The organism is Reyranella sp., from assembly GCF_965227665.1.
Classification (GTDB): Bacteria; Pseudomonadota; Alphaproteobacteria; order Reyranellales; family Reyranellaceae; genus Reyranella.
The window spans coordinates 3,589,741-3,604,288 of sequence record NZ_OZ245767.1 but is presented as its reverse complement, the minus strand read 5'-3'; the positions used below and the strand labels follow the sequence as shown (position 1 = coordinate 3,604,288).

At 67.4% G+C, this 14,548-nt stretch carries 9 protein-coding genes; 2 read left to right on the top strand and 7 right to left on the bottom strand.

All coding sequences use genetic code 11. The features are described 5' to 3' along the window. Positions 1–78: 78 nt before the first annotated feature. Entirely contained in the window at positions 79–948 is an 870-nt protein-coding gene (locus ACO07I_RS17300) for a protein-L-isoaspartate O-methyltransferase family protein (protein ID WP_422009624.1), read from the bottom strand. A 166-nt stretch (positions 949–1,114) separates the two neighbouring features. On the opposite strand from ACO07I_RS17300, the gene ACO07I_RS17295 reads away from it, so the two are divergent. After that, positions 1,115–2,119, top strand: a complete 1,005-nt coding sequence (locus ACO07I_RS17295; RefSeq protein ID WP_422009623.1) for a Bug family tripartite tricarboxylate transporter substrate binding protein — start codon at positions 1,115–1,117, stop codon at positions 2,117–2,119. 3 nt (positions 2,120–2,122) lie between these two features. Here the strand turns inward: ACO07I_RS17295 and ACO07I_RS17290 are convergent, their stop codons facing one another. After that, on the bottom strand, positions 2,123–2,917 hold the full coding sequence (locus ACO07I_RS17290) for an SDR family NAD(P)-dependent oxidoreductase (protein WP_422009622.1): 795 nt from the start codon (positions 2,915–2,917) through the stop codon (positions 2,123–2,125). A gap of 126 nt (positions 2,918–3,043) precedes the next feature. Here ACO07I_RS17290 and ACO07I_RS17285 point away from each other — a divergent pair, with 126 nt between their 5' ends. Continuing rightward, complete coding sequence (locus ACO07I_RS17285) at positions 3,044–3,637, top strand: nitroreductase family protein (protein ID WP_422009621.1); 594 nt, start codon at positions 3,044–3,046, stop codon at positions 3,635–3,637. 22 nt (positions 3,638–3,659) lie between these two features. Here ACO07I_RS17285 and ACO07I_RS17280 read toward each other — a convergent pair whose 3' ends face one another. The 5 genes from ACO07I_RS17280 to ACO07I_RS17260 all read right to left on the bottom strand — a co-directional run bounded on the left by ACO07I_RS17280 (position 3,660) and on the right by ACO07I_RS17260 (position 14,389). Next, positions 3,660–4,955, bottom strand: a complete 1,296-nt coding sequence (locus ACO07I_RS17280; protein ID WP_422009620.1) for an O-acetylhomoserine aminocarboxypropyltransferase/cysteine synthase family protein — start codon at positions 4,953–4,955, stop codon at positions 3,660–3,662. 136 nt (positions 4,956–5,091) lie between these two features. Continuing rightward, entirely contained in the window at positions 5,092–6,639 is a 1,548-nt protein-coding gene (locus ACO07I_RS17275) for an efflux transporter outer membrane subunit (protein WP_422009619.1), read from the bottom strand. Continuing rightward, on the bottom strand, positions 6,636–9,938 hold the full coding sequence (locus tag ACO07I_RS17270; RefSeq protein WP_422009618.1) for an efflux RND transporter permease subunit: 3,303 nt from the start codon (positions 9,936–9,938) through the stop codon (positions 6,636–6,638). The genes ACO07I_RS17275 and ACO07I_RS17270 overlap by 4 nt, the downstream gene beginning before the upstream one ends. Beyond that, a complete protein-coding gene (locus tag ACO07I_RS17265) occupies positions 9,935–13,084 on the bottom strand; it encodes an MdtB/MuxB family multidrug efflux RND transporter permease subunit (protein ID WP_422009617.1) in 3,150 nt (1,049 codons plus the stop codon). The genes ACO07I_RS17270 and ACO07I_RS17265 overlap by 4 nt, the downstream gene beginning before the upstream one ends. Positions 13,085–13,096: 12 nt before the next feature. Beyond that, positions 13,097–14,389, bottom strand: a complete 1,293-nt coding sequence (locus tag ACO07I_RS17260; RefSeq protein ID WP_422009616.1) for an MdtA/MuxA family multidrug efflux RND transporter periplasmic adaptor subunit — start codon at positions 14,387–14,389, stop codon at positions 13,097–13,099. Between the last annotated feature and the right edge of the window lie 159 nt (positions 14,390–14,548).

Below are 14,548 nucleotides of genomic sequence, written 5' to 3'. Positions count from 1 at the left end.
GACCCTGGGCCAGGTGCCGGAAGGGTCGCTCGCGATGCTCGGGATGACATTGTCTCTCGGAAGTCGCTTGGGGCGACCTCAGCGGTTGTGCGTACCGACGATCTTGTCGCCGTCGAGCTTGGTGAAGGGCACGAACGGCACGATCTTGCCGCCGTAGATGTCCTCGCGGCTCGTCGTGATGGAGCCGTCGGCGCCCTGCGTCTTGGTGACCTTGAGCACGCGCTGCGCGCCCGGCGGGCCGACCGGAATCACCATCAGGCCACCGGACTTGAGCTGCTGCAGCAGCGGCGGCGGCACGTGGTCGATGCCGCAGGTCACGATGATCTTGTCGAACGGACCGGCCTCTTCCCAACCGTAGAAGCCGTCGGCCGTCTTGGTCTTGATATGCTTGTACTCGGTGTAGCCCTTTTCGATCAGCCGGTCGTAGAGCGCCCGCGTGCGCGAGGCGAGCGGCGCGATGATCTCGATCGTGTAGGCATTCTCGGTGAGGTTGGCGATGTAGGCCGACTGCACGCCCGAACCGGTGCCGATCTCGAGCACCTTCTCGCCGCGCTTCACGTCGATGACGTTGGTCATGCGGCCCTGGACGTGCGGGCCGGACATGGTGACGCCGTAGCCGATGTCGAGGAAGGCATGCTCGTAGCCGCGCTTGGCGATCGCCGGGCTGATCGAGGCGAACTCTTCGCGCGGGGTGAGCAGAAAGGCGCGCATCGTCGCCTGGCCCCAGATGTCCTTGTTCCGGATCAGGGCCTGGAAACGGTCCCAGCGCTGGCCGAGGGAAACGGGATCCTCACCGCGGGCCTTGCCCCAGGCGATGAAGTTCTCGCGCGAGTCCATCGGCGGGTTGAGATCCCAGCTGTAGGGCTTGATCGTGGCAGCGATGGCCGGGGCGGCCAGGGCACCGGCGGCGAGCGCGACCGAGCCGGAGACGAAAGTGCGCCTCTTCAAGATGTTCCTCCTTGGCGCGGACCCGTTGAAACGAGGGGAAAAACCGCCGGAAAAGCCCGGCGGTTTGGGGGCAACCGCACGCCGAATAGATACGGGAATTGTGGCGGATTTGCCAGCGCGGCCATGCTAGGTCGTCGGTAACAAAGACGAATCAAGGGAGGAATTCATGACTCGTAGCCTGTCTCGCCGCGCCGCGCTGGGCGCTGCCGCTGCCCTGCCTGCCACGGCCTTGCTGCCTCGGGGCCTGCAGGCCCAGGCGGCGTGGAAGCCGACCCAGAACGTGCGCATGGTCTGCCCGGCCGCGCCGGGTGGCACCACCGACATCGCCGCCCGCCTTCTCGCGGCCTATCTGACCGAAGCCTGGGGCCAGTCCTGCGTGGTCGACAACAAGTCGGGCGCCGGCGGCGTCATCGGCTCGACCGAGGTCGTCAAGTCGGCTCCCGACGGCAATACGATCCTGATGGGCAACATCGGCCCGCAGTCGATCGCCTATTCGCTCTACCGCAACATGCCCTACACGCCGGCCAGCCTGATCCCGGTGTCGAACGCCATCACCGCCCCTAACGTGCTGGTCGTCCACCCGTCGGTGCCGGCCAAGACGATCCCGGAGTTCGTCGCCTGGCTGAAGGCGCAGAACGGGAAGGCCTCCTATGCCTCTTCCGGCACCGGTCAGTCGCCCCATTTGTGCGGCGCCTGGTTCCTGCAGCTCACGGGCACGAAGGCGGAGCACATCCCCTATCGCGGCGCCGCTCCCGCGCTCAACGACCTGACGGCGGGCGTCACCCAGTTCTTCTTCGACAATCTGACGACCGCCATCGAGTTCGTCCGGGCCGGCAAGCTGCGGGCGCTCGGCCTCACCTCGGCGCAGCGCAATCCGCTCACCCCCGACCTGGTGCCGATCTGCGAGACCATGCCGGAACTGAAGCCCTTCGACGTGTCGACCTGGTTCGGCGTCTTCCTGCCGGCCGGCACGCCCAAGCCCATCGTCGATTCGCTCAATGCCCAGATGAAGGCCTGGCTCAGCGATCCGAAGACCCTGGAGCGCATCAAGACCATGGCGGGCTTCCCCGCCTACGGCACGCCCGACCAGTTCAACGCCTTCGTCACCGCGCAGATCGCGCAATGGAAGGGTGTCATCGACAAGGAAGGTCTCAAGCTCGACATGGGCTGAGCCTCACATGATCTGGTTCACGACGCCGCCATCGACACGCATGGCGGCGCCCGAGGTGCCGGACGCGGCTTCGCTGCAGAGATAGACGCCCAGCGCCGCCACCTCCTCCGCCGAGGTGAAGCGGCGGATCAGCGTGGTCGGCCGGAAGTCGCGCAGGAAGCCCGCCTCGATCTCCGCGACACTCACGCCGGTGGCCTGGGCACGCTCGGCGCGCATCCGGTCGGTATTCTCGGTGTGGGTGGGGCCGGGCAACAAGGCGTTCACCGTGACCCCCGTGCCCGCGAGTTCCATGGCGAAGCCGCGCGACAGGGAAAGCTGCGCGGTCTTCGTCATGCCGTAGTGGATCATCTCCCTGGGAATGTTCAGCGCCGATTCGCTGGAGACGAAGACGATACGGCCCCAGCCCCGCCCGGCCATCCCCGGCGCGTAGTGGCGCGTGAAGCGAACACCGCTCATGACGTTGACCTCGAAGAAGCGCTGCCATTCGCTGTCGTCGATCTCGAAGGCCGGCGTGCGGCCATAGATACCCAGGTTGTTCACCAGGATGTCGATCTGCGGCACCTGGCCGAACACGACCTTCGCGCCCTCTGCCGTGGCGCAATCCGCCGCGATACCCGTGGCTTTGGCTTCCGGGACGGCTTCCCTGAGCCGCCTCAAAGCATCGTCGACGCCTGCTTGCCCGCGGCCCGTGATCACCACGCTCGCGCCTTCGGCGGCGAGGCCCTTGGCGATGGCGTAACCGATGCCGGCGGTCGCGCCGGTGATCAGCGCATGCTTGTTGGCCAGTCCCAGATCCATGGCATTCCCTCCATCCGCCGAAGACGCCGTCACCCTGCCTTCTATAACGAAAAGCTGGTCAAGCCGTGCGAGCAGCCGCATGATATGCAAATGACACTCGTTTGCAGTTGATGTAGAAGTGGCGTCATGCCTGACATCACCCATGCGCGCGAGCCCCACCTGCTGGCCCTCGACCAATTGCTGTCCCGCCGTTCGGTGGGGCCCCTGCAGGAGCCGGCGCCCGCCGGCACCGACCTCGACCTGATCCTCGATGCCGGCCTGCGCGCGCCCGACCATGGGCGCCTGCGGCCCTGGCGCTTCGTCGTGATTCGCGGCGAGGCGCGCCTCGCCTTCGGCGAGCGTCTGGGCGATGCCGCCGCCGTGCGCGATCCGGCGAATGCCGAAGCCCTCGCCGAACGCTATCGCGCCTGGGTCCGACGGACGCCGATGCTAATTGCCGTCGGCGCCGTCGTGAAACCCGGCAACATCCCGGAGATCGAGCAACTGCTCGCCGCCGGCGCCGCCGCAATGAACATGCTCAACGCGCTGCACATGCTGGGCTATGGCGGCATGTGGGTGACCGGCCCCAACGCCTACGACCCCAGCGTCAGCCAGCTGCTGGGCTTCGAGGCGCCCTCGCGCCTCGTGGGCTTCCTCACTGCCGGGACGCCGGCCCCCTCGACCGCCCCGGTTCCGGCGCGGCCCGCGCGGGCCGCGCACGTATCGGAGTGGACGCCTTAATTCTTCGACGCCAAGCCCCGCTCTACTTGCCGGCGGCGTCGAGCGCCTGCGACAGGTCGGCGAGGATGTCGTCGATGTGCTCGAGGCCGATCGACAGCCGCACATAGCCATCGGAGACGCCGGTCGCGCGCTGCTCTTCAGCCGAAAGCTGCGAGTGCGTGGTCGAGGCCGGATGGATGGCCAGGCTGCGCGCGTCGCCGATGTTGGCGACGTGATAGAGGAGCTTCAGCGAATCGATGAAGCGCCGTCCGGCCTCGCGGCCGGCCGCCAGCTCGAAGCCGACCAGCCCGCCATAGCCGCGCTTGAGATAGGTATCGGCGCGGCGCCGGCTCTCGCCGGTCTGCTGCGACGGGTGGATGACCTTGGCCACCTCGGGCCGCTTGGCGAGGAAGTCGGCGACGGCCTGCGCATTCTTCACGTGGCGTTCCATGCGCAGTGTCACCGTCTCGATCCCCTGCAGGATCAGGAAGGCGTTGAACGGCGATAGCGCCGATCCAAGGTCGCGCAGCAGCGTGGTGCGGGCCTTGATGATGTAGGCCACGGGTCCGATCGGCTTCACCGCCTCGACCCAGACGGCGCCGTGATAGCTGGGGTCCGGCGTGTTCAGCGCCGGCTGGCGCGTGGGATGCGCCGCCCAGTCGAAATTGCCGCCGTCGACGATCAGGCCGGCGATCGACGTGCCGTGGCCGCCGAGATACTTGGTGCCGGAATAGACGACCACCGCCGCGCCGTGATCGAAGGGCCGCGCCAGGAGTGGCGCCGCGGTATTGTCGACGATCAGCGGAATGCCGAGCGGCCGGCCGATATCGGCCACTTCCTTGATCGGGAAGACCGCGAGCTTCGGATTGGGCAGAGTCTCGGCATAGTAGGCGCGGGTGCGGTCGTCGGTGGCGCGGGCGAAGGCCTGCGGATCGGCCGGATCGACGAAGCGGACCTCGATTCCCTGATCCTTCAGCGTATGGGCGAACAGGTTCCACGTGCCGCCGTACAGGTCGGTCGAACTGACGACATTGTCGCCCGCCTTGGCCAGGTTCTGGATCGCGAAGGCGGAGGCTGCCTGCCCGGAGCTGACCGCCAGCGCCGCGGCACCGCCTTCGAGGGCCGCGATACGCTGCTCCAGCACATCGAGCGTCGGGTTGCCGATGCGGGTGTATATGTTGCCCAGTTCCTTCAGCGCGAACAGGTTCGACGCGTGCTCGGTATCGCGGAACTGATAGGACGTCGTCTGGTGGATCGGCACGGCGACCGAGCCGGTCGTGGCGTCGGCACGCCAGCCGGCATGCAGCGACAGGGTTTCGGGATGGCGTGAATTGGTCATGATCGGCCTGCTGGGTTGCGAGGAGCGGCCAAACTCTTCGCCCTGGCGCCCGCAGTCAAAGGGAATGGCTGCCGACGTCCGACTGGCGGACGACAGGTCGAGCCTGCCGGCTGCGACCAGAGAAGCAAAATTTTCTCTACTGCCGCGGGGCGGCTGTCGTCTGGCCGGCGGGCGGCGGGAAGGCCGGCGGCGCCGGATTGGCCTGCTTCAGGCCGCCGATCGGCACCGGCGGCGGCAGGTCCTCCTGTCGCCATCCGCCGCCCAGCGCCTTCACGAGGTTGGCGCTGGCGACCAGCCGGTTGAGGCGGATGGTGAGCAGCGCCTGCTCGGCGGAGAGCGCCGCGGCCTGCGTCTGCACCACGGTCGTGTAGGGAACGGTGCCGACCCGGTACTGGTTGAGGGAGAGCCGCTCGGCTTCCCGGGCGGCGGCAACCGCGGCACGCTGGACCTGCTCCTGCTGGACCAGGATCCTCTGCTGGGCGAGCGCATCCTCGACCTGCTGGAAGGCCGTCAGGATGGTCTGGCGATAGGTCGCGACCGTGGCGTCGTAGCTCGCGCGCGCGCCCTGGACCTGCGCGGCAATGCCGCCGCCGTCGACCAGGGTGCCGGCGATCTGCGGCCCCACCGACCACGCGGCCGTGCCGAGCTGCAGCAGCGACCCCAGGCCGCCGCTCAGGAAGCCGATCGTCGCGCCCAGCGATATCTGCGGATAGTAGGCACCCTTGGCGACGCCGACCTGCGCATTGGCGGCCGCCATCTGGCGCTCGGCCGAGGCGATGTCGGGCCGCCGCTCCAGCAGGGTCGACGGCACGCCGGAATCGACCGTGGGCACGGTGAGCCGCGTCGTGGCCGGCTCGATGGTCACTTCCGACGGCGCCTTGCCGACCAGGAGCGCGATCGCATGCTCGAGCAGCGCACGATTGATGCTCTCGTTCACGAGCTGGGCGCGCGTCTGCTCGTACTGGGTCTGCGCCTGCACGAGGTCGACCCGCGAGACGATGCCGGCGTCGACCTGGTTCTGCGCGATCTGCATCGAGCGCAGATAGGCCGCCACGGTCGCCTCGTAGAGCCGCTTGCGGTCGTCGGAGATGCGCAGCGAGGCGTAGTTCGTCACGAGATCGGTCTGTGCCGACAGGCGCGCATTGGCGAGATCGGCATCGCTGGCCTGTGCCGCCGCCGAATCGCTCTCGACCTGGCGGCGCAACGTGCCCCACAGATCGATCTCCCAGGTGAGGGTGCCGCCGGTCGAGAACTGGCCCACCGTGGAATCGTAGCGCGTCACGGTCGAGGTGGCGCTGGTGCCGGTGCCGCGCTGGCCGCCGGTGCCGGTCTGCTGGGCTGCGCCGGTGCCGGAGATGCTGGGATAGAGCACCGACTGGTCCTGGCGGATCAGCGCCCTTGCCCGCCGGTAGTTGGCCTCGAAGATCTTCAGGTTCTGGTTCGACACATCGACCTGGGCCGCGAGACTGTCGAGGGTCGGGTCGCCGTAGACCCGCCACCACTGCCCGCGGTCCACACCGTCGCTCGGCTGAGCCGGACGGAAAAGGGACGCCGCGCCCGGCGGCAGCTCCGCCTCCTTGTACTGTGGGGCCACGGCACTGGCCGGCGGCGCGCGCTCGTAGTCCGGCCCGACGAGGCAGCCCGACACCAGCAGCAGGGGAAGAAGCGCCGCACTGCGCCTCATGCCGGCACGCCGCCGCTGCCCATGACGCGCGCGACGCGGCTTGGCTGGTCGCGGTCGCGGCGGCGGAAGCGGTCGAGATAGAGGTAGATCACGGGTGTTGTGTACAGGGTCAGGATCTGACTCACGATGAGGCCGCCGATAATCGAGATGCCGAGGGGTCGGCGCAACTCCGCGCCATCGCCATAGCCGATGGCCAGCGGCAGGGCGCCGAGGATTGCCGCCATGGTCGTCATGAGGATCGGCCGGAACCGCAGGATCGCCGCCTGATGGATGGCAACGGAGGGTTCGAGCCCCTCGCCGCGTTCGCGCTCCAGCGCCACGTCGATCATCATGATGGCGTTCTTCTTCACGATGCCGATCAAGAGCAGCACACCGATCATGGCGATGATGCTGAATTCGACGCCCGAGAACTGCAGTGCGAGCAGCGCGCCGATCCCGGCCGAGGGCAGGGTCGACAGGATGGTGATGGGATGGATGTAGCTCTCGTAGAGAATGCCCAGCACGATATAGACGGCTGCCAGCGCCGCCAGCACCAGCAGGAGCTGGTTGTTGAGCGACTGCTGGAAGGCCCGCGCCGTCCCCTGGAAAGAGCCGTGCAGAGTCGTCGGCACGCCGATCTCGCGCATCGTGTCGTTAACGTACTGAACGGCATCGCTCAAGGTCTTGCCCGGCGCCAGGTTGAAGGAGACGGTGCTGGCGACGAACATGCTCTGGTGGTTCACCGCGAGCGGCGTCGTGCCGTACTCCCAGCGCGTCACCGCCGAGAGCGGGACGAGGGTCTCCGGCGTCGTGCTCACCGCGGCGCCGGTGGAGGCCGAACCGCGGCCGCTGACGGCGATCTGGTTGGTGCGCAGGTTCCGCACCGCCTGCGCCGCATCGATGGTCTGCGCGCCCGTGCCCGCCGCCCCTGACGAAGACGAACTGGTCGTCGATGAGGCGATGCTGCCCGTCGTCTGCGTGCCGCTGAGCGCCCCACCCGACTTGCTGACATAGATGTCCTTCAGCGACTCAGGGCTCTCCCACCATTGCGGCGCCACTTCCATGACCACGTGGTACTGGTTGAGAGCGTTGTAGATGGTCGAGACCTGGCGCTGGCCGAAGGCATCGTAGAGCGTCGCGGAAATGTTGCGCGTCGATATGCCGAGACGGCTCGCCGCGTCGCGGTCGATGGTGAGATTGAGCTGCAGCCCGCGCTGCTGCTGGTCGGAATCGACGTCGGTGATCACCGACGTATCGGCCTGCAGCGCCTGGGTGAGACGCGGCCCCCAGGTATAGAGGTCGGGCAGCGAGTCCGCCTGCAGGGTGAACTGGTACTGGGCATTGCCCTGGCGGCCGCCCACCCGGATGTCCTGCACGGCCTGCAGGAACAACATGGCGCCGGGGACCTGGTTGAGCTTCGGCCTGAGCCGCGCGATCACCTGGTCGGCCGTGGCGTCGCGCTCGCTGAGCGGCTTCAGGGTCGCGAAGAGGAAGCCCGAGTTGGTCTGCCCGCCGCCGGTGAAGCCGGCGACGCTCTCGATCGCCGGATCGGAACGAACGATCTCGACGAACTGCCGGAACTTTCGGCGCATCGCCTGGAAGGAAATGCTCTGGTCGGCGCGGATGCCGCCCATGATGCGGCCGGTGTCCTGCTGCGGGAAGAAGCCCTTGGGAATCGTCACGTAGAGATGGATGTTGAGCAGCACCGTCGCCAGAAAGACGAACATGGTGAGCAGCGGGTGGCGCAACACCAGCCCGAGGCTGCGGCCATAGAGGCGCTGCAGGCCGCCCAGCCCGCGTTCGCTGAGGCGGGCCAGGAACCCGGGCTCGCGATGGGCGCCCGGCGGCCGCAGCACATAGGCGCACATCATGGGCGTGGTCGTGAGCGACACGACCATCGAGATCAGGATCGCCATCGACAGCGTCACGGCGAACTCGCGGAACAGGCGGCCGACGATGCCGCTCATGAGCAGGATCGGGATGAAGACGGCGATCAGCGAGATGCTCATGGACACGACAGTGAAGCCGACCTCGCGGGCGCCCTTGAGCGCCGCCTCCATCCGCGACATGCCCTCCTCGAGATGGCGGCTGACGTTTTCCAGCACGATGATCGCGTCGTCGACCACGAAGCCCGCGGCGATGGTGAGCGCCATCAGCGACAGGTTGTTCAGGCTGTAGCCCAGCAGGTACATGCCGCCGAAGGTGGCGACCAGCGACACCGGCACGGTCACCGCGGCGATGAAGCCGGCACGCGCCGAGCGCAGGAAGGCGAAGGTCACCAGCACCACCAGCACGACCCCGATCACCAGCGCCTGCTCGACTTCCTTCAGGGCGGCGCGGATCGTGGTCGTACGGTCGCTCACGACCTGCAGCTCGACGTCGTTCGGCATCGAGGCCTGCAGCTCGGGCAGCAGCGCCTTTATCTCGTCGACCGTCTCGATGATGTTGGCGTTGGGCTGCTTGTAGATGATGACCAGCACCGAACGCTTGCCGTTGGCCTGGCCCTCGTTGCGGATGTTCTCCGTCGAATCGAGGACCTCCGCCACGTCCGAGAGCCGCACCGGCGCGCCGTTGCGCCAGGCGATGATCAGCGAGCGGTATTCGTCGGCCACCGTCGCCTGGTCGTTGGAGTAGATCTGGAAGCGCCGGTCGCCCACTTCGATGGCGCCCTTGGGCGAGTTGGCGTTGGCAGCGGCCAGCGCCGCCCGCACGCTTTCCAGGCCGATCCCGTATTTGTTGAGCGCCGTCGGGTTGAGCTCGACCCTCACCGCGGGCAGTGAACTGCCGCCCAGCTGCACCTGGCCGACCCCGCTCACCTGGCTGAGCTTCTGCTGCAGGATGTTGGAGCCGGCATCGAACAGCCGGCCCTGGCCCAGCGTGTTCGAGGTGAGCGCGATCACCATGACCGGCGCGTCGGCGGGATTGATCTTGCGGTACTGCGGATTGCTGCGCAGGTCGGCGGGCATGTCGGCGCGGGCGGCGCTGATCGCCGCCTGGACGTCGCGCGCGGCGCCGTCGATGTCGCGCGACAGGTCGAACTGCAGCGTGATGCGCGAATTGCCGACCGTGCTCGACGAGGTGATCTCGGTCACGCCCGCGATCGCGCCCAGCCGTCGTTCGAGCGGCGTCGTCACGCTGGTCGCCACTGTTTCCGGCGAGGCGCCGGGCAGGCTCGCCGTCACCTGGATGGTCGGGAAGTCGATCTTGGGCAGCGGCGAGACGGGCAGGCCGAAGAAAGCCACCAGGCCGGCAAGCGCCAGGCCGATCGTCAGCAAGGTCGTGGCGACGGGGCGCGCAATGAAGGGCGCCGACAGGTTCACGGCGTGCCCTCTCCCGTCTTGGCGCGCAGCGGATGGAGCGGCGTATCGAGCGGCATGCCGCGCAGGCGACGGCCCAGCCGGTCGAAGGCGAGATAGATCACCGGCGTGGTGAAGAGCGTCAGCAACTGGCTGACGATCAGCCCCCCGACGATGGTGAGACCCAGCGGCTGGCGCAGCTCCGAGCCCGTGCCGGTGCCCAGCATCAGCGGCAGCGCACCGACCAGGGCCGCGACCGTCGTCATGAGGATCGGCCTAAAGCGCAACAGACAGGCCTGATGGATCGCCTCGCGCGGCGCCTTGCCCTCGTTGCGTTCGGCGTCGAGCGCGAAGTCGATCATCATGATCGCATTCTTCTTCACGATGCCGATCAGCAGCACGATGCCGATGATCGCCACGATGCTGAGGTCGGTCCCGGCCAGCATCAGCGCGAGCAGCGCGCCGATGCCCGCCGACGGCAGGGTCGAGAGGATCGTGATCGGATGGATGTAGCTCTCGTAGAGCACACCCAGCACGATGTAGACGGTGACGATGGCCGCCAGGATCAGCAGGAGCTGGCTGTCGAGCGACTTCTGGAAGGCCAGCGCCGCGCCCTGGAAATGCGTCGTGATCGAGCGCGGCATGCCGATCTCGCGCTGGGCGGCGACGATGGCGTCGACCGCCTGCCCCAGCGCGAAGCCCGGCGCCAGGTTGAAGGAAATGGTGGTGGCCGGGAACTGGCCGTAGCGGTCGAGGCGCAGCGGCGCGGTGCGCTCCTCGAAGGTCGCGATGGCCGACAGCGGCACCTGCTTGCCGGCCGTCGAACTCGGCAGGTACAGGTCGTTGAGCGAGGCGAGCGAGCGCACCATCTCGGGTTCGACCTCGTAGATCACCCGATACTGGTTGGACTGGGTGTAGACGGTCGAGACGATGCGCTGGCCGAATACGTCGTAGAGCACGTTGTCGACCGTGGCGGCCGTGATGCCGAAGCGTGCCGCGGCATCCCGGTCGATCCGGATGAACATCGACAGGCCCTTGTTCTGCAGATCGCTCGTGACGTCGATCAGCTCGGGCTGCTTTGCCAGCCGGTCCATCAGGCGCGGCACCCAGACGTCGAACTCGGCGGCATTGGCCGATTCCAGGACGAACTGATACTGGGTGCGGCTCACCGCCGAATCGATGGTGAGATCCTGGGCCGGCTGCATGAAGAGCGAGATGCCACGAACGCCCGACGTCTCCTGCTGAAGCCGGCGGATCACCTGAGTCGCCGTCAGCGTTCGCTCGCTGCGCGGCTTGAGATTGATCAGCATGCGGCCCGAATTGAGCGTCGGATTGGTGCCGTCGACACCGACGAAGGACGTGAGGCTTTCGACATCGGGATCCTTGAGGATCGCCTCCGCCAGAGCGCGCTGACGCTCGCTCATCGCGGCGAAGGAGACACTCTGCGGCCCCTCGGTCACAGCTTGAATCAGGCCGGTGTCCTGCACCGGGAAGAAGCCCTTGGGAATGACGACATAGAGCGCCACCGTCAGCACCACCGTGCCCACCGCGACCAGCAGGGTGAGCGCCTGGTGCCGGAACACCACGATCAGGCAGCGGTCGTAGAAGCGGATGAGGCGCGAGAACCAGCCGCTGCCCATGGTTTCCGACTCGACCGTGGCTTCCGCATGGGACGTGCCCGCCGCGTGCGGCCGCTGGCGCAGGAACTGGGCGCACAGCATCGGCACGAGGGTGAGCGACACGACCGCGGAGATCAGGATCGTGACGGACAGGGTGACCGCGAACTCGCTGAACAGTCGGCCGACCACGTCGCTCATGAACAGCAGCGGGATCAGCACCGCGATCAGCGATACGGTGAGCGACACGACGGTGAAGGCGATCTGTCTAGAGCCCTTGAGCGCCGCCTTCCTGGGATCCTCGCCGCGCTCGATGTAGCGCGCGATGTTCTCGATCATGACGATCGCATCGTCGACCACGAAGCCGGTGGCGATGGTGAGCGCCATGATCGACAGGTTGTTGAGGCTGAAATCGGCGAGATACATCACCGCCAGGGTGCCGACCAGCGACAGCGGCACCGAGAGGCTCGGGATGACCGTCGCCCGCGCATCGCCCAGGAAGGCGAAGATCACCGCCACGACCAGGATGACGGCGAAGCCCAGTTCTATCTGCACGTCGCGGACCGAGGCGCGGATGGTCAGCGTGCGGTCGGTGAGCACGGTGATGTCCAGCGAGTTGGGCAGCGTCTCGCGCAGGGTCGGCAGCAGGGCCTTGATGCGGTCGACGACCTCGATGACGTTGGCGCCGGGCTGGCGCTGGACGTTGACGATCACGGCCTGCGTATTGTTCGCCCAGGCGGCGATCCGGGTATTCTCCTGGCCCTCCTCGACTGTCGCCACGTCGCGGATGCGGACCGGCGCGCCGTTGCGATAGGCCACGATGATGTCGCGGAAGGTGTCGGGATCGGTGATCTGGTCGTTGGCGTTGATGGTGAGCGCGCGCGCCGGCCCGTCGAAGTTGCCCTTGGGCGTGTTGACGTTGGCGTTGGAGATGGTGGTGCGCAGATCGTCGATGTTGAGGCCGTAGGCGGCGAGCGCGGTCGGGTTGGCGCGGATGCGGACGCCGGGCTTCTGGCCACCTTCGAGATTCACGAGGCCGACGCCCGGAAGCTGCGAGATCTTCTGGGCCAGCCGCGTGTCGACCAGATCGTGGACCTTGGTGAGCGGCTCGGTCTTCGAGGTGACGGCGAGCGTCAGCACCGGCGCATCGGCCGGATTGAACTTGGCGTAGGTCGGGGGCGACGGCAGATCGCCCGGCAGGAGATTGCCCGCGGCATTGATCGCCGCCTGGACCTGCTGCTCGGCGATGTCGAGGCCGAGCTTCAGATCGAACTGCAGGGTGATCGACGAGGCGCCGGCCGAGCTGGTCGACGTCATCTGGTTGAGGCCGGGCATCTGGCCGAACTGGCGCTCGAGCGGCGCGGTGACCGAGGTGGTCATCACCTCCGGGCTGGCTCCGGGGTAGAGTGTCAGGACGCGGATCGTCGGATAGTCGACCTGCGGCAGGGCGGAGAGCGGCAGGAAGCGGTACGCGATGATGCCGACCAGCATGATCGCGACCATGAAGAGCGAGGTCGCGACCGGCCGCTCGATGAAGATCCGCGACGGATTCATGTCGCGGCGACGCTACTGGTTGGTTTGCGTGGCCGGCCGGCCGACGCCGCTGCCGGGATTGGCTCCACTACCACCGTTGGCCTGCTGACGCCGGCGCTGGCCCTCGGCCGGGGCCTGGGCATCGGGCGGCGCGCTGGCGACCGGCGGTCCCGCCGAGGCGCGCGGCGCTGGCGTCGGCTTGCGTATCTTGGCGCCATCGCGCAGCCGGTCGACGCCGTCGATCACGACCTGATCGCCAACCTTCAGGCCCTTGAGGATCGCCACCTTCTCGCCGTCGGTCGCGCCAAGTTCCACGACCCGGATCTCCACCGAATCGTCGGCCTTCGCCAGGTAGACGAAGGTGCCGGGCTGGCCGCGCTGGATGGCGGCGACGGGCACGACGACGGCATCTTTCACCGTGTCAGCCAGCAGGCGGACGTTCACGAACTGGTTGGGGAACAGCGATTCGTCGGTATTGTCGAAGATGGCGCGCAGCTTCACCGTGCCGGTCGTGAGGTCGATCACGTTGTCGGTCGTGTCGAGCCGCCCGACAGCCAGCTCGTTCTTCTGCGAGCGGTCGAGCACGCGCACTTCGAGATTCTCACCCGTCTTCAGCCGTTGCCGTACCAGCGGGAGGGAATCCTCGGGGATCGTGAACAGGACCGAGATGGGCTCCACCTGGATGATGACGCAGATGCTGCTGGCATCGCCCATGGTGACGTAGTTGCCCTTGTCGACCATGCGCAGGCCGATCTTGCCGGTGAGCGGCGCGACGATTTTCGTATAGGTGACGTTGAGCTTGGCGGCGTCGACCTGTGCCTGGTCGATGACCAGCGCGGCCTCGTACTGGCGCACCAGGGACATCTGCGTGTCGTATTGCTGCCGCGCGATCGAATCCTGCTGCACCAGCTTGCGGTAGCGTTCGAGATCCATCTGCGCGTTCTTGAGAAGCGCCTCGTCGCGCTGCTGCTGGCCGATCGCCTGCTGCAGGGCCACCTCGTAGGGGCGCGGGTCGACCTGGGCGAGCAGCTCGCCCTTTTTGACCATCTGGCCTTCCTGGAAATAGACCTCGGTCAGCTGGCCCGTGATCTGGGTCTTCACGTTGACGGTCTGGAGGGGCGTCACCGTGCCCAGCGCGCGCAGCACGATGGGGATTTCACCCTTGGCAGCGGTGGCCACGCCCACAGGCACCGCCGCGCCCGCCGCAAAGCGCCCGGCGGCCGGGCGAGCAGGCGGCGCCGTGCCCGACTGCGAAATGTACCAGCCCGCGCCAGCCACCACGGCCAGCCCGAAACCGATCCCGAGAAGGGTTCGCAGCCGCTTCATTCGTCTCATACACCCCAGAAAATTCAGCTCGCTTCACATACGAGCTGAGCGCGCGGAGTCTCCCCCACGTAAATGGCAGACGCAAGGCGACAGGCGCTGACCGGGGAGTGCAACGTCCGAGAGGCCGAAAAGACCCCTCGGACCCCGAACTAAAGCGCC